Consider the following 18,970-nt stretch of genomic DNA (forward strand, 5'->3'; position numbering starts at 1 on the left):
GCCCGGACGGGCGGCCCCTTGGGGCGCAAGGGGAAGGCCCCGGACCGCCCGACCGGTCCGGGGCCTTCCCTCACCCGCTGCGGGTCAGGCGCTCTTGACGGCCGCGAAGCGGTCCGACACGTCCTGCCAGTTGACGACGTCCCACAGGCGGGTGACGTAGTCCGGGCGGACGTTGCGGTACTGCAGGTAGTAGGCGTGCTCCCAGGCGTCGAAGGCGAGCAGCGGGGTGGTGTTCTGGCCGACGTTGCCGTGGTGGTCGTAGACCTGCTCGACGATCAGGCGCTGACCGAGCGGCTCCCAGGACAGGATGCCCCAGCCGGAGCCCTGCACGCCGGTGGTGGCGGTGGTGAGCTGCTTCTTGAAGGCCTCGAAGCTGCCGAAGTGCTCGGTGATGGCGTCGGCCAGCTCGCCCTCGGGGCGGTCGCCGCCCTCGGGCGAGAGGTTCTGCCAGAACAGCGAGTGCAGCACGTGGCCCGACAGGTGGAACGCGAAGGTCTTCTGCAGGCCGACCAGGCCGCCGAACTGGTCCTTGTCGCGGGCCTCGGCCAGCTGGTCGAGGGTGTCGTTGGCGCCCTTGACGTACGCGGCGTGGTGCTTGGAGTGGTGCAGCTCCAGGATCTCGGCCGACATCGCCCGCTCCAGCGCGGAGTAGTCGTACGGCAGGTCGGGAAGCGTGTAGGTGCCCATCAGGACACGGCCCCTTTCGGCGGGTTGAACGGTGGTGATCGTGCCGGGTCAACACTATTGCGTATCAGTTGCAAGAACGAAGCATGGGCTCCTGCTTATTCCTCACACGCCGTCGGGCACAATGGCCGCCGTTCGGCGCGCCGGCCGGAAAGGGGTGGGTGACCGCGGCGGGGCGGTGGCGGCACCGGGCACCCGGCGGGTGATGCGGGCCTGACGCCCGTACGGTCCCCGGCCCGCGCGTGACTCCCGGTCGGGTCCGGAACCTCCACGGACCCGGCACGCGGGGCGGACCTGACAACGTTTCGGTCTCGCCGCCCGGCAATCCTTTCCCGGGGCTTCCCTCCGCGTTCTCCGTTGTGCCATTTTACATGTCACACAGCAAGGCCCGTGCGCCCCACGCAGCACGGCTCCCCCACCCTCAACGGCCCCGGAGGCCCCCACAGATGCGTCCCTCCTCGATAGCGAAGGACGCCGCGCGCAGACTGCCCGCGCTCGGCACCGCCCTTCTCCTCTCGCTCGGCCTGTTCGCGCCGGCCGCCCAGGCCGCCGGCACCCCCGGCTCCGCGCCGGCCGGGAGCCCGGCCGCCCCGGCCGCACCCGCCGCCTCGGCCGGGAAGGCCGCGCCGCGCACGATCCCCGTGCCCAAGTCCCCGGACACCCCCGAGGACGCCCGCCCGCTCGCCTCGGACCCGCGGGCCAAGGCCACCGCCCCGACGGCGGGCAGCTCCGTCGGCGCCGCCAAGTCGGCCCGTCAGTTCTCGGCCGCGGCCGCCTGCGACGTCTCCGCCTTCACCGGCAAGTCCGGTGCCGCGCTGGTCCAGCAGGTCAAGTCGTCCGGCCTGGACTGCGTCAACACGCTGTTCCAGGTCACCGGCAACGACGCCAAGGGCGCCTTCAACGAGGCCCAGATGGTCACCGTCGCCAACGCCCTGCGCGACACCGCCGCCACCTACCCCGGCGACAACTCCACCTCCGCCGGGCAGCTGGTGCTCTTCCTGCGGGCCGGCTACTACGTGCAGTGGAACAACAAGGACGTCGTGGGCCCGTACGGCGACGGCCTCAAGAGCGCCATCCGCGGCGCGCTGGACGCCTTCTACGCCGCCCCGCACAGCAAGGACGCCACCGACGCCAACGGCGCCACCCTCGCCGAGGCCGTCACCCTGATCGACAGCGCCCAGGAGAACGCCCGCTACACCGGCGTCGTCAAGCGGCTGCTGAACGACTACACCGGCAGCTGGCCCGCCGCGATGACCAGCGCCGTCGCCAACACCGAGACCGTCATCGAGCGCGGCTTCGACCTGCCGGAGTTCGTCTCCGCCCTCCAGGCCGACCCGTCCTTCGCCACCACCGCGGCGTCCTTCGTGACCCGCAACAGCAGCCTGATCAACGGCGGCGACCTGGTCACCAAGATCGGCATCCAGCTCGGCAACCTGGTGGCCAACGACGCGCTGCGCGCCCAGGGCCGGCCGATCCTCAAGGACCTGATCAACCGCTACCCGCTGGTCGGCAACACCGGTCCGCTCACCATGAACCTGCTCTGGTTCGCGGAGAAGAAGGACGAGGGCAACTGTTCCCTCTACGGCACCTGTGACGTCCCGGCCAAGCTGGTCCCGCTGGTCCTCACCGTCGACCACACCTGCAACGCCAACCTGCGCATCCGCGCCCAGGACATGACCGCGCAGCAGCTCGCCGACACCTGCACCAGCCTGATCAACCAGGACGCGTTCTTCCACAAGGTCGTCAAGGACGGCGGCCCGGTCGCCAACGACAACAACACCAACCTCGAGGTCGTCGCCTTCGACGACTACTACAACTACAGCCTGTACGCCTGGGAGATGTACAAGATCGAGGTCGACAACGGCGGCATGTACGAGGAGGGCGACCCGGCCAAGGCCGGCAACCAGGCCCGCTTCATCGCCCACGAGGCCTCCTGGCTGCGCCCCCAGTTCCAGATCTGGAACCTCAACCACGAGTACACCCACTACCTCGACGGCCGCTACGACATGTACGGCGACTTCGAGGCCGGCATGACCACCCCGACCATCTGGTGGGTCGAGGGCCTCGCCGAGTACGTCTCCTACAGCTACCGCGGCGAGCACTACGACGCCGCGGTCGCCCAGGCCGCCAAGGGCACCTACACCCTGAGCACCCTGTTCGACAGCACCTACGACAACGCGGACTCCACCCGCGTCTACAACTGGGGCTACCTGGCCGTCCGCTACATGCTCCAGTCGCACCCGCAGGACGTCGACGCGCTGCTCGCCAAGTACCGCGCCGGCGACTGGAACGGCGCCCGCACCCTGCTGAAGACCACCATCGGCACCTCGTACGACGCCGACTTCGCCACCTGGCTCAAGCAGTGCGGCGCCGACAACTGCGGCTCGCTGCCCACCAACCAGGCCCCCCTGTGCACCGCCGCCGACGCCCGGCAGTTCGACAAGAACTGCCGCCGCGACAACGTGGCCGCCACCACCGGGAACTACAGCTACAGCTTCCTGAACCTGCCGGCCGGCGTGAAGCAGCTGACCATCACCACCAGCGGGGGCACCGGCAACGCCGACCTCTACTACAACGCCGGCTCCTGGGCCACCACCGGCTCCTACACGGCCAAGTCCACCACCAGTGGCAACGGTGAGACCCTGACCATCACCAACCCGCCGGCCGGTTACGTCTTCTTCAGCCTCTACGCCCAGCAGGGCTTCGGCGGCGCGACCGTCACCACGACCTACAACTGACCGACCGCGTCACAGGCGCCGTACGCACCGTACGCGCGCACCGTACGCACGGAAGGGCCCCGCGGCTTCGCGGGGCCCTTCCGCGTTCCCGTCCCCTCCCCCTCCCCCGCCGCGAATATCCACGGGTTATAACGATTCGACCATCGAATAGATCGTCAACACCCCGTAAGAGATCGCATATTCCTCTGTCGAGGGGGTGTCCGGACGGCGAAGTTTCGGTTAGTGTCCATGAACAGATCAACCGGTTCGGCCTCCGGCAACGGAATGCCGAATATTTCTGACGGCTCGGGTGCGGCATTCTCGCCGTACCCGCCAATCCCCGGAATGGAGAGTTAGTCATGAAGATGGTCAAGGCGCTCGTCAAGAAGTTCAAGAAGAACGACGACCTCGCGAACCACGCGTGGGTGCTGCACGTTATCTAACGTGGCCAGCCGCTGGCGGGGGCCCGGGTCGGCCGTGCCCCCGCCGGCGCCACGGCGCGTCCGGGATTCCCCCGCGCGCCGTACCGAACGCACTGACCAGCCATTTCGCATTGGAGGCCGGATTCCCGTGGAAGAAATGGCGACGGCAACCGCGCGCAGCCATTCCATCGTGTTCGCCCCGAGGATTCAGGAGCTGCTGGCCAGGGACGAGAAGGTGTTCCGGATCGACCCGGCGAAGGTCGGCGTCTCGGACTCCCGGCTGATGGCCGAAATCGTCGCGGCCCGCCCCGTCCTTTCCAACGAGCGCTCGGTCTACAAGCCCGCCGCCGGCTCCGACATCCCCCACGACAGCGCGACGCGCACCATCCGCGCACTGGGGCAGGACGCCATGGCGGGCATCCGCAAGCCCCCGCCGCCGGCGCGCGGCATGTCCGGCTCCTGGCCCTACGCCGGCACCTCCTACCTGCGCCGCTGGCTGTTCTCCGCCGACCCGCTGCCGGTCTCGCTGCTGTGGAAGCGCGGCGTCACCCGCTCCGACACCCTCTCCCGGCTCGCCGACCGCGCCGTGACCCGCTGGCCCGGCTCCGCAGACCAGGACGGCCGCACCGCACTCGCCGGGCTGATCCGCGACGCCGACGACCCGCTGGAGCGCAAGCAGGCCGTCGCGATGTACCGGCGGGCGACGGCCACCCTCTGCGACGGCGTGGCCGCGCTGACCGGCAACGCCCTGTGGCTGATGGGCCCGGAACGGGAACGGCCGGAGCACCGCGCCGACCTCACCGATGTCCTCTGGGAGACGCTGCGCCTGCTGCCGCCCGCCTGGATGCTGTACCGCAACGGCGGCGCGGCGTACACCGAACTCCACCCCGAGATCCGGCCCGAGGACGACGTCGCGCTCTTCCCGCTGCTGATGCACCGCCACCCGGACTACTGGTCCGACCCGCTGGAGTTCCGCCCCGGGCGCTGGGACGGCGTCACGGACCCGGAGAAGACGCCCGGGTTCATGCCCTTCGGCTTCGACGGCGCCCGCTGCTGGGCCAAGCACCTGATCGTGCCGCTGGCCGAGCAGCTGCTGACCGCGGCCCTGGACAACCGGCTGGTCGTCCGCAGCCCGCAGCAGGACGCGCAGGTGCCGCTGCGCTCCCTGCTCTCCGTACGGTTCGAGGCGCGGGTCGAAGCCTGACGCCCCGGCATCCCGGCATCCCGGCGCCACCGAACACCCCTGACACCACGGGACACACCATGGAATCGCCCACTCTGGCCGACTGGGTCGGCGACGTCGACGGCTTCACCGCCCGCCAGTGGCAGCGCGAGCCCGCGCTCTTCCCCCGGAAGGCCCCGGAGACCCCGGGGGCCCCGGCCGCGCCGGCCGGGCCGTTCGACCTCGACGAACTGGACGCCGCCTTCGACAGCGGGCTGCTGCGCACGCCCTACCTGGAGATGGTCCGCTCCGACAAGGTGACCATCCCGCCCGAGGCCTTCACGACCTCGCGCACCGTCAACGGCACGACGCACCACGGCTTCGCGGACCGCGCGAAGGTGCTCGCCCAGCTGCACCGCGGGGCGACACTGCTGCTGCGCTGCGTCGACCAGTGGCACCGCCCGACCGGCGAGCTGGTGGCCCGGCTGTCCGAGGAGCTCGACCGGCGGGTGGAGGCCTTCTTCTTCGTCACCCCGGCCGGCGGCCAGGGCCTCGCGGTGCACCGCGACGACGCCGACGTGTTCGTCCTCCAGGCCGCCGGGCGCAAGACCTGGTACGTCCACGACGCGCCGACGGCGGCGGACTGGCGGCTCGGCGAGCTCCCGGAGGACGAGCGCTCCCCGCTGCGCCTGCACGGCGTGCTCGAACCCGGCGGCGTGCTCTACATCCCGCGCGGCTTCGCGCACCGGGCGGTCGGCGCCGGGGGGCTGTCCGCCCACCTGTCGCTGACCGTCCGCGACCTCTCCGTGCAGGACCTGCGCACCACCCTGGAAGGGCAGTTGGCCGAGGGCCTCGACCTGCCCGCCCGCCCACTCGGTGAGGCCGCGATCGCCGACGCCTGCGCCGCCCTGCTCGACCACGCCCGGGCGAGGCTCGACGCGCTCGGGCCGGCGGACCTCCTGCGCGCCGCCCGCGCCGCCCGGACCGGCACCACCCACGCGCCGGCGGCACCGGCGGCACCGGCCGAGACCGTGGAGACCCTCGCTGCGGCCGCCCGCACCTGGGAGTCCGGGGCACCCGCCGACGGACGCACCGGACTCGCCGCCGTCGGCCGCACCTGGCGCCGGCTGCGCGGCGCCGCCGAGTAGCCCACGGCGGCGACGACGACCGCCCGGCGCACGGAATCCACTTCGATGATCCGACTGTCCGTCAGGAGTGGTCGGACCGGTCGAGGTTCGACCCGGGGATCCGGCCCGGCCCCGACGACCGTTTCCCTTCTGCGGAGGGCGCTGGGGCAGACTGCCCACCATGCGATCAGATGATCAGAGAGGCGCCCTGCCCAAGCCCGTCCTGCCGGACCTCGCCGCCGCCCGTGCGATCGGCCCCGAGGCCGCCACGGAGGCCCGCTGGGAGGGGCTCGTCCTGTCGTGGGAATGGATCCAGCACGACATCGGGCACGGCCCCGGAAGCTGCAACGACGGCCTGGTGCGCCTGCTGAAGGCCGCCCGCGCGGAGCCCCGGCTGCGCCGGCTCTTCCCCTGGACCAGCCACTACAACCTGCACTTCAGCCTGTCGACCTCGTTCCCGTGGGCAGCCGCGGGCGTGCCCTTCGCCGTGCCGCAGGACGGCGGCGGCTACCGGATCCACGGCCCGGGCGGCTCCGGGGTGCTCGGCACGCCCGCCACCGCGGAGGAGGCCGTCGCCCTGCTGGTCGAACACCTCCCGCCGGACCTCGGGCCGGTGTTCAACCACCCGGCGGACGGGCCGCGCTGAGGCCGCCGGGGTGGCAGCGCCCCGCACCGGGGGTCACGATGAAAGCCCGGCCACCTCCGGCCCCGGCCCGATCGGAGCGCGATGAGCGACCAGCACAACGTCGTCCTGCTGACCTTCCCCGACGCCGCCGCCTGGCGCCCGGCCTTCGACGAGGCGCAGCACCTGCCGGGCCTGCGGATGGTGGCGGCGATGGAGCGCAGCGCCGACGGGCTGCTGGAGGTCGCGGACACCTTCACCAGGGGCGCGGGGGTGGCCACCGTCGGCTCGGGTGTGCTGGGCGGCCTGATCGGGCTGCTCGGCGGGCCGGTCGGCGTGCTGCTGGGCTTCGCAGCCGGCGCGGCGATCGGCAACGCGGCCGAGGAGCACCAGGCGAGCGAGGGCGGCGCCGGGCTGATCCTGCTCTCGCCCCGGGTGCCGGACGGCGGGGCGCTGCTCGCGCTGGAGGTCCGGGAGTCCTCGCCCGCCCCGGCGGACGAGCTGGCGGCCCGGCACGGGGCCTCGGTCGAGCGGATCGACGCGCGCGAGTTCGCCGAGCAGGTCCGGGCGGCCGAGCAGAAGGCCGACGAACGGAAGGGCGACAAGCAGAAGGGCGACGAGCGGAAGGCGGACGGCGCGGGGGCCTCCTGAGCGCACCGGCCTCGCCGTCACTACCCCGCGCCGTCACACCCCGCCGTCACACCCCCGCCCGCCGTCACTCCGCCCGCCCTCACTCCGCCCGCAGCGCGTCCACCGTGCGCGCCCGCGCCGCCCGTACGGCCGGGAGCAGGGCGCCGGCCAGGGCGATCAGCACGCCGCCGAGGGCGAGCAGGACCAGCACCGGGGTGCCGAACACGTCCAGCGCGGAGGCCGGGAAGGTCAGCCCGGCGCTGCGGCCCATCGCGGGCACCGTCAGGCCGTGCAGCAGCAGGCCCGCCGGCAGTCCGACCGCGCCGCCGACGGCCCCGACCGGGACCACCGAGGCGAGGACGGCGCCCACGGTCTGCGCCGGGGTCATGCCGAGCGCCTTGGTGACGCCCGTGTCCCGGGTGCGCTCGCGGATCTCCAGGACGACGGTGTTGAACACCCCGAGCCCGGCGACCACGAGCAGCAGCGCGGTCAGGGTGGCGGTGAGCGAGTTCAGTGCGGCGATCGAGCCGCTGGAGCCGTGCGGCCCGCCGGTGTCGGCGGTCATGTGCTCCGGGGCGAGCGCGGCGCCGAGGGCGGTGGCGTAGGCGGTCCGGTCGGTGCCGGGCTTCAGTTTGACGGCCCAGAAGTCCGGTGTGGGGGCCGTGCCGGGCGGGTAGCTGGCGGCGTCGGTGAACAGCTCGTTGGTCTGCACGTGCGGGTCGAAGACCTCGCCGACGATCCGGACGGTGACCGGCCGGCCGTGGCTCGTGAAGGTCACCCGGTCGCCGAGCCCGACGGAGGCCTCGGTCAGGAAGGTGGCCGGGGCGACGGCCTCGCCCGGGCCCCGGTACCAGCGCCCGGTGACCATCCGGTAGCCCGCCCAGGAGGAGTCGCCGTCGAAGGCGGTCACCGTGGTGCTGCCGGCCACCCCGGGGACGGTGACGTCCTCGGTGCCGTTGCCGAAGTACGCGGCGGTGCCGGGCCGGGCGTCCAGCGCCGCGGTGACGACGGCCCGGTCGGCCGGGACCGGCCTGCCCGTCGGAACCGCCCCGGGCGGGCCGTCCGGGCGTGTCGGGTGCACCACGAGGTCCCCGGCGTCCCGTGTCTTCGCCTGCTGCACCCAGCTCATCGTCCCGCCCATGCCCACCGCGAAGACGGCCGCCGCCGTGCCGAACAGCACCGCCGCGAGCATCCCGGCCGCGCGGGCCGGGCGGGCGAAGGGCTGGGCGAGGCCGAGGGTCAGCGGGCGGGGCAGCGGCAGCCGGGCGGCCAGTGCGGCGGCCCGGGTGGCGAACGCGTCCCGCCGGGTGCCGCCCGCCGTACGGCCGACGGCGAGCGCGTCCACCGTGCGCAGCCGTCCGGCCCGGGCCGCGGCGGCCCAGGCGACCAGGGCGACGGCGGCCAGGGTGCCGCCCGCCACGGCGGCGTCGACCCGGGGGGAGAGGCCCGAGGCGGTGGTGCCGTAGAGCGATCCGGTGGTGGCGAGCACCGGGACGGTCAGGGCGTTGCCCGCGACCACCCCGAGCAGGGTGCCGGCGCCGGCCGGGATCAGCGCCTGGGCGACGTACGCGCGCACCACCTGGGCGGGGGTGCAGCCGAGCGCCTTGAGCACGCCGATCCGTCGGGTGGCGGTGCCGACGGCGCCGGCCACCACATTGCCCGCGACCAGGACCGACATGGCCGTCCCGAGCAGGCCGAAGGCGACCATGAAGGGCAGGAACAGGGCGGTGTTGCGGTCCGAGCCCTGCTTGGCGGTGAGCCAGGACTGCGCGCCGGTGAGCGCCCCGCCGGGGGCGGCCGCGGCCACGGCGGCCCGGTCGGCGGCCATGGCGTCGGCGCTGCCGGTGTCCGTGAAGCGGTAGAGCATCTCGTAGCCGGGGGTGCTGCCGGGTGCGGTGAGGGCGGCGATGCCGTCCGGGGTCACCCAGGCGTCCGAGGTCCGGCTGACGGAACGGGCGAAGCCGACGACCCTGAGGGTGGGCGCGCCCGGCAGGCCGGGCAGCCGCAGGGTGCCGCCCGGTTGCCGGGGCTTGTCGCCGTACCCGGCCTCGATCACCACCTCGCCCGGCTGCTGCGGCCAACTCCCTTGGAGCAGAGTGACGTCGTCGACCCCGACGGTGGCCGCGGCGCGGCCGGTGACGGTCATCGGCGCCATCGTGATCCCGGGCGGCAGGTCCGTGCCGGAGCCGGGCTCGGGGTCGACGGTGACGGTGCGGTACGGCCCGGCGGCGGCCGTCACCCCGGGGGCGTGCGCGGTGGCGGCGAGCTGGTCGGCGCTCGCCCGGGCGCCGTCGAAGCGCGCGGTGAGGTGGGCGCCGTGCTGGCCGTCGAAGGCCTGCTCGAAGGGGGCCCGGGAGGCGACCAGCAGCGAGCCGCCGAGGACGGAGCAGGTGGTGGCCACCAGCGCGGCCAGTCCGACGGCGACGGACTGCGTCCGGCGCCTGCGCACACCCGCGCGCACGACCCTGCCGAGCGCGGTCATGACGCCACCGCCGAAGCCGAAGCCGAGTCCGCCTCGACCCGGCCGTCCCGCATCCGGACCGTCCGGGTGGCGCAGTCCTCGGCCAGGGCCAGGTCGTGGGTGACGAGCAGGACGGTCTGCCCGTCCTCGTGCAGGTCCCGGAACAGCTCCTTGACGTCCTCGCCGGCGGCCGAGTCCAGCGCGCCGGTCGGCTCGTCCGCCAGCAGCAGGGCCGGCCGGTTCATCAGCGCCCTCGCCACCGCGACGCGTTGGCGCTCGCCGCCGGAGAGCCGGCCCGGGTGGGCGCGGGCGTGCCGGTCGATGCCGAGCGCCTCCAGCAGTTCGGCCGCCCGGCGCCGGGCCTCGGCGCGCGGGACGCCGGCCAGTTCGCCGGCCAGCACCACGTTGTCGGCCACGGTGAGGTCGTCCAGCAGGTTGAAGAACTGGAACACCATGCCGATCGTGCCGCGCCGGTAGCGGGCCGAGGCCGCCTCGCCCAGTCGGTCCACCCGCACCCCGGCCACGGTGACCGTCCCGGCGCTGGGCCGGTCCAGCCCGGCGACCAGGTTCAGCAGGGTGGACTTCCCGCTGCCGGACGGGCCGAGCACGGCCACCGACTCCCCTGCCCGCACGCTCAGCGTGACGTCGTCCAGGGCCGCCCGGGCGCCCTCGTAGTGGCGGCTCACGCCGCTCAGTTCGATCACCGGATCGCTGCTCATGTCCCCGCTCCTGGTCGCTTCCCGTCTGGTGCCGCGACGAAGGTACGGACGGGCGGCGCGGGTCCGCGTCCGCCGACCGCCGCAGGTTCCGTACCGCGTCGGGTGGACGGCCGCCGGCGTCATCCCTCCGGTGTAGTCGTGGGGAGTACCGGCCACCCCCCGGCCGCGGGGCTGTCCCGCGGGGCCCGTGGCCCCCACAATGTCCCGGTGATCAACCATCCGACGGTGCGCCGGCTGCGCGCGGCGGTCCGCCCGGCCGACGGCCCGGGCACCGCGCCGCCGCCCCGGCCGACCCGGCGCGGCCAGGCCTTCGACGTGGCCCTGGCCCTCTTCCTCGCCTTCACCGGCGGGCGCTACGCGACCATCGCGGGCGGCCCGCACGGGACGGCGCCGTCCTGGCTGCTGCTGGTGGTGCCGCTCGTCCCGCTGCCGCTGGTCCTGCGCCGCCGCTACCCGCTGGCGGTGCTGTGGACGGTGCTGCCGGCCGCGCTGCTGGTCCGGCACCAGTCGCAGGACATCGCGTACTCGGCGGGCGTGGCGGTGGTCGTCGCCGCGTACAGCGCCGCCGCGTACGGGCGCCGCCCCCGGGCCCTGCTGCTCGGCCTGCCGGCCGCCACCGCCGCCCTGGTGGTGCTCTTCTCCGCGGCCAAACTGCCGCACTTCCCCAACGGGGTGATCGCCGTCCTGCTCCTGGTGCCGGTGTTCGCGGTCGCGTACGAACTGCGGATGTGGCGCCGCCGGGTGGAGGAGGGGCGGGAGCGGCTCTCCGCCCTGGAGCGCGAGCAGCTGGCCGCGCTGCAGCGCGCGGTGGAGCTCGAACGGGCGAGGATCGCCCGGGAGTTGCACGATGTCGTCACCCACAACGTGAGCATGATGACGATCCAGGCCGGGGCGGCCCGCAAGATCCTGGACACCGCGCCGGAGAGGGCCCGCGAGGCGATGCTCGCGGTGGAGTCCGGCGGCCGCGCGGCGATGACCGAACTCCGGCACGTGATGGGCCTGTTGACCATCGACTCGGAGAGCGCCGACAACCCGGCCGCCGGGGCCGGCCTCAGCCCGCAGCCGGGCCTCGGCCGGCTGGAGACGCTGGTCCACGGCGTCCGGCAGGCCGGGCTGCCGGTCGAGCTGACCGTCCGCGGCGAGCGCCGCGCCGTCCCGCCCGGGGTCGAGCTGGCCGCCTACCGGGTCGTCCAGGAGGCGCTCACCAACACCGTCAAGCACGCGGGCGGCGCCCACGCCGCGGTGACCGTCGAGTACGCCCCCGACCGGCTGCTGGTGGAGGTCACCGACACCGGAGGCCGCCCCACCGGCGCCGCCGCCACCGGCAACGGACGCGGCCTGCTCGGCCTGCGCGAGCGCCTCGCCGTCTACGGCGGCACCCTGCACACCGACCCCCGGCCGCGCGGCGGCTACCGCGTCAAGGCCCTGATTCCCCTGGAGAGTTCATGACCGAGCAGCCGCTGCGGGTGGTGGTCGCCGATGACCAGGCCCTGGTCCGCACCGGGTTCCGGCTGATCCTGGAGTCGGAGGGCATCGAGGTGGTGGCCGAGGCCGAGGACGGCGAGCAGGCCGTCGCCGCCGTCCGCCGCTGCCGGCCGGACGTGGTGCTGATGGACATCCGGATGCCCGGCCTGGACGGACTGGAGGCCGCCCGCCGGATCCTGGCGGACGGCGCGCAGGAGCCGCCGCGGATCATCATGCTGACCACCTTCGACCTCGACCACTACGTCTACGCGGCGATGGCCGCCGGGGCCAGCGGCTTCCTGCTGAAGGACGTCACCCCGGAGCACCTGGCGGCCGCCGTCCGGCTGGTCCGCACCGGGGACGCGCTGCTCGCCCCGACGATCACCCGCCGTCTGGTCGAGCGCTTCGCCCGCCCGGAGAGCCCGGCCGGCCCCGCCGCCGCCCCGCACCGGGAGCTGGGCACGCTCACCCCGCGCGAGCTGGAGGTGACGGGGCTGCTCGCCCGCGGCCTCAGCAACGCCGAACTCGCCGCCCGGCTGGGGCTGTCCGAGGCGACGGTGAAGACGCACGTGGCCCGGATCCTCGGCAAGCTGGGCCTGCGGGACCGGGCCCAGGTGGTGGTCGCGGCGTACGAGACCGGGCTGGTCAGCGTGGGGTCCGTCGCCGATCCGGCCGGGGGCCGGTGACGCGCGACGGGAGCCCCGGGCCTTGCCGCCCCGGGCTCCCGTCGTCACGCGCCGCGGATCAGCGGAGGTCGAAGCGGTCCGCGTTCATGACCTTGACCCAGGCCGCGACGAAGTCCTCGACGAACTTCTCCTTGGCGTCGTCGGCCGCGTACACCTCGGCGACGGCCCGCAGTTCGGCGTTCGAGCCGAAGACCAGGTCGGCGCGGGTGCCGGTCCAGCGCACCCGGCCCGAACCGTCCCGGCCCTCGAAGGTGTGGGCGTCCTCCGAGGTGGCCTTCCAAGCGGTGTCCAGGTCCAGCAGGTTGACGAAGTAGTCGTTCGTCAGCACGCCGGGGGTCGCGGTGAGCACACCGTGCGTGGACCCGCCGTGGTTGGCGCCCAGCACGCGCAGGCCACCGACCAGGACGGTCAGCTCGGGCGCGCTGACGCCCAGCAGGTTGGCCTTGTCGAGCAGCAGGTACTCGGCCGGCAGCCGGTTGCCCTTGCCGACCCAGTTGCGGAAGCCGTCCGCCTTGGGCTCCAGCGCGGCGAAGGAATCGGTGTCGGTCAGCTCCTGCGGCGCGTCCACCCGGCCCGGCGCGAACGGCACCTCGACGGCCAGCCCGGCCGCCCTGGCGGCCTGCTCGATGCCGACGCCGCCGGCCAGCACCACCAGGTCCGCGAGCGAGACCCGCTTGTCGCCGGCCTGCGCGTCGAACTCCTGCTGCACGCCTTCCAGGGCGCGCAGCACCGTGGCCAGCCGGTCGGGCTCGTTGACCTCCCAGCCGATCTGCGGCTGGAGCCGGATGCGGCCGCCGTTGGCGCCGCCGCGCTTGTCGCTGGAGCGGAAGGAGGAGGCCGCCGCCCAGGCGGTGGAGACCAGTTCGGACACCGACAGGCCGGTGGCGTTGATCCGCCGCTTGAGGTCGGCGATGTCGGCCGCGCCGATCGGCCGGTACGTGACCCCCGGCAGCGGGTCCTGCCAGAGCAGGTGCTCGCTCGGGACCTCGGGGCCGAGGTAGCGGACCACCGGGCCCATGTCGCGGTGGGTCAGCTTGTACCAGGCGCGGGCGAAGGCGTCGGCGAACGCCTCCGGGTTCTCCAGGAAGCGCCGGGAGATCGGCTCGTAGACCGGGTCGAAGCGCAGCGACAGGTCCGTGGTGAGCATGATCGGCACGTGCCGCTTGGCCGGGTCGTGGGCGTCCGGGACGGTGCCCTCGCCGCCGCCGTCCTTGGGCTTCCACTGGTGCGCGCCGGCCGGGCTCTTGGTGAGCTCCCACTCGTAGCCGAACAGCGTCTCGAAGAAGCTGTTGTCCCAGGTGATCGGGGTGGGCGTCCAGGTGCCCTCCAGACCGCTGGTGATCGCGTCGCCGCCGACGCCGGTGCCGAAGCTGCTCTTCCAGCCGAGGCCCTGCTGCTCGATCGGGGCGTCCTCGGGGGCCGGGCCGACGCTGTCGGCCGGGCCGGCGCCGTGGGTCTTGCCGAAGGTGTGGCCGCCGGCGATCAGCGCGACGGTCTCCTCGTCGTCCATCGCCATCCGGTAGAAGGTCTCGCGGATGTCGCGGGCGGCGGCGATCGGGTCCGGGTTGCCGTTGGGGCCCTCGGGGTTGACGTAGATCAGGCCCATCTGGACGGCGGCCAGCGGGTTCTCCAGCTCGCGGTCGCCGGTGTAGCGCTCGTCGCCGAGCCAGGTGGTCTCCGGGCCCCAGTAGACGTCCTCGTCCGGCTCCCACTCGTCGACCCGGCCGCCGCCGAAGCCGAAGGTGGCGAAGCCCATGCCCTCCAGGGCCACGTTGCCGGACAGGATGATCAGGTCGGCCCAGGACAGGGCGCGCCCGTACTTCTTCTTCACCGGCCACAGCAGGCGGCGGGCCTTGTCGAGGCTGGCGTTGTCGGGCCAGCTGTTCAGCGGGGCGAAGCGCTGCTGGCCGCCGCCGGCGCCGCCGCGGCCGTCGCTGATCCGGTAGGTGCCGGCGCTGTGCCAGGCCATCCGGATGATGAAGGGGCCGTAGTAGCCGAAGTCGGCCGGCCACCAGTCCTTCGAGGTGGAGAGGGCCTCCTGGATGTCCCGCTTGACGGCCGGGAGGTCGAGGGTCTTGAAGGCCTCGGCGTAGTCGAATCCGCCGCCGAGCGGATTGGCCACCGCCGGGTTCTTCGCGAGGATCTTCAGGTTGAGCCGTTCCGGCCACCACTGGCGGTTCCCGCCGCCCTGGGTGGGGTGCGGCGCCCGCCCGTGGTTCACCGGGCAGCCCTCCGCGTTCGCCTCTACGCCGGTTGCATCGTGGTTGTCAGACATGGGAACCCTTCCCTCACAAGGCGGATCACGGTGTCTTCATCTGCTACCTACGGCACCTACTGCTGCTGTCTGGTCCTGGCGCGCCGCGTGTTGCCACTGCTGTCACTGCCCGCCGTCGCGCACGGCAGTGACGGGAGTCACATACTGCTGCCACCCAGGCTAGCGCCGGAGCCGATCCTACGATGGACGGAATCCAAGTCAAGAAAGACACCAAAGCCATATCCGATCGGGAACCGGAAGGCACCGGAGGTGAATTGGTAAACTCCGGTCCTCCCCTTGACCTGAATAGGTGAACCGATATGAGTGACCTGCTGGAGCGGCTGCGCGGGCGCGGCTGGCGCCTCACCTCCCAGCGGCGTGTCGTGGCCGAGGTCCTGGACGGCGAGCACGTGCACCTGACCGCCGACGAGGTGCACGCCCGGGCGGCGGAGCGCCTCCCGGAGATCTCCCGGGCGACGGTCTACAACACGCTCGGTGAACTGGTCACCCTGGGCGAGGTCGTCGAGGTGTCCACCGACGGGCGCGCCAAGCGCTACGACCCGAACGCCCACCACCCCCACCAGCACCTGGTCTGCACCGGCTGCGGCGCCATCCGCGACGTCCACCCGCGGGGCAATCCGCTCTCCGACCTTCCGGCCGAGCAGCGCTTCGGATTCGCCGTGGTGCAGGCGGAGGTCACCTACCGGGGGCTGTGCCCGGACTGCGCGGGCTGACCTCCCTGGCAACGGCCGGACGGACGCGGAACGGTGCCCGGCGGCACGGACCCGGGCAGCGGGGCCGCGGCCCCGGGCAACGGCGGCGGGACGCGGGCGCCGGGGGCGCGACCTCGGAGGCCGGCGGCGGGACGCGGCGGCTGCACCGGTCGACGACCGGGATCCCGTAGGGTCGGCCAATGGCGAAGTACTTCGACGTGCATCCAGAGTCCCCCCAGCCCCGCACCATCGGCACCGTGGCCGCCGGTCTCCGGTCCGGGAACCTCATCGCGTACCCGACCGACTCCTGTTTCGCCCTGGGCTGTCGCCTGGAGAACCGCGACGGCCTCGAACGGATCCGGTCGATCCGGCGTCTCGACGACCGCCACCACTTCACGCTGATGTGCATGGACTTCGCCCAGCTGGGCCAGTTCGTCCACATCGACAACGACGTCTTCCGCGCCGTCAAGGCCTCGACGCCGGGCAGCTACACCTTCATCCTCCCCGCCACCAAGGAGGTGCCGCGCCGCCTGATGCACCCGAAGAAGAAGACGGTCGGGGTGCGGATCCCCGATCACGTCGTCACCCGGGCCCTGCTCGCCGAACTCGGTGAGCCCCTGGTCTCCAGCACCCTGCTCCTCCCCGGCGAGGACGAGCCGATGACCCAGGGGTGGGAGATCAAGGAGCGGCTCGACCACGTGCTGGACGCCGTGCTGGATTCGGGCGACTGCGGCACGGTGCCGACGACGGTCGTCGACTACTCCAGCGGCGAGCCTGAGATCGTCCGGCGCGGGGCCGGCGACCCCGCGCGCTTCGAGTGAGGGGCCTGGCACCGCGGCGGCCATGACGCCGGGGACCCTTCGGGCCCGGCTCGGGGCCGGGCCCGAAGGGTCCCCGGGAGGGAACGCCTCGGTGGAGACCGGTGCGACCGGTGTGACCGTGCGACCGGTGTGCTCAGCGGGTGCCGAGGCGGTCCGGGGCCGGGCGCGGGGCGGCCACCGGGGCCGCGCCGGTGTCCGGGGCCGTCGTGTCCGGGCCCGTCGTGGTCGGGGCCGTCGTGATCGGAGCGGCCGGGGTGGGGCGCAGGGGCCACCAGAGGGAGCGGCCGAGGAGAGCGGCCAGGGCCGGGACCACGCCGAGCGAGAGGACCAGGGCGGAGAGCAGGATGCCGAGGGTCAGCGAGAAGGCGATCTGCTCGCTGCCCGGGGTGGTCGCCAGGGTGGCGAAGGAACCGGCCAGGACGAGACCGGCCGTGGCGACGGTCGGGGCGGTGTGCCGGACGGCGCGGGCCACGGCGGCGCGGGGCGCACCGGGCCGCCGCATCTCCTCACGGATGCGGTCGGTGACGAGGATGTTGTAGTCGGTGCCCAGGGCGACGACGAACAGGAACAGCACCAGCGGGAGCGTGAAGGCGACGCCCGGCTCGCCCAGGCCGTGCTGGAACAGCAGCGTGGCGGCGCCCAGGGTGGCGGCGAACCCGAGGCCGACGGCGAGCATCAGGACCACCGGGGCCAGCAGGCTGCGCAGGAGCAGCAGCAGGATCAGGGCGATCAGGGCGGCCGCGACCGGGAAGACCACGGTCAGGTCGTGGTCGACGGCGGTGGAGATGTCGGCGAAGACCGCCGCCGTGCCGCCGACGTGGGCGCTGGTCCCGGGCGGGGTGTGCGCGGCGACCGCGGCACGGACCGGGCCGGAGGCCAGGTCGCGGGCCCGCTGGCTCTGCGGGTCGGCGTTCAGGTAGACCTCGATCCGGGCGGCGCGGTGGTCCTCGTTGAGGACGGTCCGGCCCACCTGGCCGACGCCCTCGACCCCGGTCAGGGCCCGGGAGAGGCCGTCGAACCGGCCGGCGTCGAGGGTGCCGCCGTCCTGGGCGACGAGGTAGACGGCCGTCGGGTCGGAGACGCCGGCCGGCAGGGCGCGGGAGATCTCCGCGGCGGTGGCCGCGGCCGCCGTCGTGGAGCCGTCCGCCAGGCTGTAGTCCATCCGCAGCCCGGCCGTGCCGGCGGCCAGCGCGCCGAGCAGGGCGACGGAGGCCGCCAGCAGCGCCAGCGGCCGGCGGGCGACGAGGCCGCCGAAACGGGCGGCGACGCCCTCACGCGGAACCTGCCGCAGACCGCGCGAGGGCCAGAACATCCCGCGGCCGCAGGCGGCGAGCAGGGCGGGCATCAGGGTGAGGCTGCCCAGCAGCATGACCAGCACCGCGACGGCGATGGCCGGGCCGAGCGAACGGAACTGGCCGAAGGTCGCCACGCCCAGGGTGGCGAAGGCGGCGACGATGGTCAGCGCCGCGGAGGTGATCGCGGTGCCCACCCGGCCCGCCACCTCGGCGGCCGCCTCCCGGGCGGGCTGGTCGGGCCGCGCCCGCAGGTGCTCGCGGAACCGGAAGAGCAGGAACAGCAGGTAGTCGACGCCGATGCCGAGCAGGACCACGGAGATCAGGCCCGGGGTGGAGGCGTCCAGCTTCAGACCGGCGAGCGCCGCCGCGCCCGCCACGGCTCCGCCGGCCACGCCGCCGATCACGGCGACCGCGAGCAGCGGCAGCACGGCCGCGAGCACGCTGCGGAACACCAGCACGTTGAGCAGGACGATCAGCACCGTCACGAGGGCGCTGCCGATCATCGCGGCGGTCCGGTTGGCGTCGGCGCTGTCGGCGGCCTGGGCCAGGCCGCCGGTGAACCCGGTGCGCATCCCGAGCTCGGCGAAGCGCGCGCGGGCGTCGTCCCGGAAGGCCTTGTAGACGCCCTGCACCCCCTCCTCCGTCGCGTTGCCGGTCAGCTCGACCGAGAGCAGCTCGAAGGTCCGGTCGGGCGCCACCATGGCGGGCGCGATCCGGGGCGTCTGGGAGTGGTCGGGCACGAGGAACTTCGGCTCGTCCTCCTTCCTCGGCATGACGACCCGGCGCCCGGCGAGCTTCGCCGCCGCGGCCTCGACCTGCTGCTGGTCGGCGGCGGTGAGCGCCCCGCCGTCGGTCCGGGCGACCAGCACCGTGATCGTGGTGGCGTCCGGCTTCACGCCGAAGTTGTCCTCGGCGATGCGCAGCGCGGCGGCCGAGTCGTAGCTGCGCGGCAGGAAGTCCCCGCTCTGGGACCCGGTCACCCGGGACATCAGCATCGGTGCCAGGACGCTCAGCCCCATGCCCAGCACCGCCCAGACGGCGATGACCTTCCACGCGTGTCTGGTGGCGAATCCGGTCAGTGCGCGGATCACGATTCCTCCGGCTGATGGACGCGAACGTCGGTGTCGGCGCCGGGGGTTCCCGGCCTGTCTCCAGACCATCAGGGCGAGGGGGTCCCGGGCGTCCGGGCAGCG

14 protein-coding genes are annotated in these 18,970 nt (G+C 73.7%); 9 read left to right on the plus strand and 5 right to left on the minus strand.

Going from position 1 to position 18,970, the window contains the following annotated elements:
- Positions 1-84: 84 nt before the first annotated feature.
- Positions 85-687 (minus strand): superoxide dismutase, encoded by a 603-nt coding sequence (locus ACGFSC_RS07215; protein ID WP_359898768.1) that lies wholly within the window; start codon positions 685-687, stop codon positions 85-87.
- Between the two features lie 443 nt (positions 688-1,130).
- Between ACGFSC_RS07215 and ACGFSC_RS07220 the strand changes: the two genes are divergently transcribed.
- The 5 genes from ACGFSC_RS07220 to ACGFSC_RS07240 all read left to right on the plus strand — a co-directional run bounded on the left by ACGFSC_RS07220 (position 1,131) and on the right by ACGFSC_RS07240 (position 7,385).
- Entirely contained in the window at positions 1,131-3,422 is a 2,292-nt protein-coding gene (locus ACGFSC_RS07220) for a M9 family metallopeptidase (protein WP_359898770.1), read from the plus strand.
- A gap of 558 nt (positions 3,423-3,980) precedes the next feature.
- A complete protein-coding gene (locus ACGFSC_RS07225; RefSeq protein WP_359898772.1) occupies positions 3,981-5,027 on the plus strand; it encodes a cytochrome P450 in 1,047 nt (348 codons plus the stop codon).
- Between the two features lie 59 nt (positions 5,028-5,086).
- Complete coding sequence (locus tag ACGFSC_RS07230; RefSeq protein ID WP_359898774.1) at positions 5,087-6,133, plus strand: JmjC domain-containing protein; 1,047 nt, start codon at positions 5,087-5,089, stop codon at positions 6,131-6,133.
- A 160-nt stretch (positions 6,134-6,293) separates the two neighbouring features.
- On the plus strand, positions 6,294-6,758 hold the full coding sequence (locus ACGFSC_RS07235) for a DUF6193 family natural product biosynthesis protein (protein ID WP_359898776.1): 465 nt from the start codon (positions 6,294-6,296) through the stop codon (positions 6,756-6,758).
- Between the two features lie 81 nt (positions 6,759-6,839).
- Positions 6,840-7,385: a histidine kinase gene (locus tag ACGFSC_RS07240; protein WP_359898778.1), complete on the plus strand. Its 546-nt coding sequence runs from the start codon at positions 6,840-6,842 to the stop codon at positions 7,383-7,385.
- A gap of 79 nt (positions 7,386-7,464) precedes the next feature.
- Here the strand turns inward: ACGFSC_RS07240 and ACGFSC_RS07245 are convergent, their stop codons facing one another.
- Both ACGFSC_RS07245 and ACGFSC_RS07250 read right to left on the minus strand, forming a co-directional pair.
- Complete coding sequence (locus tag ACGFSC_RS07245) at positions 7,465-9,846, minus strand: FtsX-like permease family protein (protein ID WP_359898780.1); 2,382 nt, start codon at positions 9,844-9,846, stop codon at positions 7,465-7,467.
- On the minus strand, positions 9,843-10,544 hold the full coding sequence (locus ACGFSC_RS07250; protein WP_359898782.1) for an ABC transporter ATP-binding protein: 702 nt from the start codon (positions 10,542-10,544) through the stop codon (positions 9,843-9,845). The genes ACGFSC_RS07245 and ACGFSC_RS07250 overlap by 4 nt, the downstream gene beginning before the upstream one ends.
- A 210-nt stretch (positions 10,545-10,754) precedes the next feature.
- Between ACGFSC_RS07250 and ACGFSC_RS07255 the strand changes: the two genes are divergently transcribed.
- Positions 10,755-11,993, plus strand: a complete 1,239-nt coding sequence (locus ACGFSC_RS07255) for a histidine kinase (protein ID WP_359898863.1) — start codon at positions 10,755-10,757, stop codon at positions 11,991-11,993.
- Complete coding sequence (locus tag ACGFSC_RS07260) at positions 11,990-12,694, plus strand: response regulator transcription factor (RefSeq protein ID WP_359898784.1); 705 nt, start codon at positions 11,990-11,992, stop codon at positions 12,692-12,694. The genes ACGFSC_RS07255 and ACGFSC_RS07260 overlap by 4 nt, the downstream gene beginning before the upstream one ends.
- A gap of 58 nt (positions 12,695-12,752) precedes the next feature.
- Here ACGFSC_RS07260 and katG read toward each other — a convergent pair whose 3' ends face one another.
- Positions 12,753-14,969 carry a catalase/peroxidase HPI gene (katG, locus tag ACGFSC_RS07265; protein WP_359898786.1) on the minus strand — a complete coding sequence of 739 codons (2,217 nt, stop codon included), beginning with the start codon at positions 14,967-14,969 and terminating at the stop codon, positions 12,753-12,755.
- Between the two features lie 299 nt (positions 14,970-15,268).
- Between katG and ACGFSC_RS07270 the strand changes: the two genes are divergently transcribed.
- Complete coding sequence (locus ACGFSC_RS07270) at positions 15,269-15,682, plus strand: Fur family transcriptional regulator (RefSeq protein WP_359898788.1); 414 nt, start codon at positions 15,269-15,271, stop codon at positions 15,680-15,682.
- A gap of 179 nt (positions 15,683-15,861) precedes the next feature.
- Positions 15,862-16,482 carry an L-threonylcarbamoyladenylate synthase gene (locus ACGFSC_RS07275; protein ID WP_359898790.1) on the plus strand — a complete coding sequence of 207 codons (621 nt, stop codon included), beginning with the start codon at positions 15,862-15,864 and terminating at the stop codon, positions 16,480-16,482.
- A gap of 133 nt (positions 16,483-16,615) precedes the next feature.
- On the opposite strand, the gene ACGFSC_RS07280 is transcribed toward ACGFSC_RS07275, so the two are convergent.
- Complete coding sequence (locus ACGFSC_RS07280; RefSeq protein ID WP_359898792.1) at positions 16,616-18,868, minus strand: MMPL family transporter; 2,253 nt, start codon at positions 18,866-18,868, stop codon at positions 16,616-16,618.
- Positions 18,869-18,970 lie beyond the last annotated feature (102 nt).

The organism is Kitasatospora sp. NPDC048715 (genome assembly GCF_043198905.1).
Classification (GTDB): Bacteria; Actinomycetota; Actinomycetes; order Streptomycetales; family Streptomycetaceae; genus Kitasatospora; species Kitasatospora lactacystinica.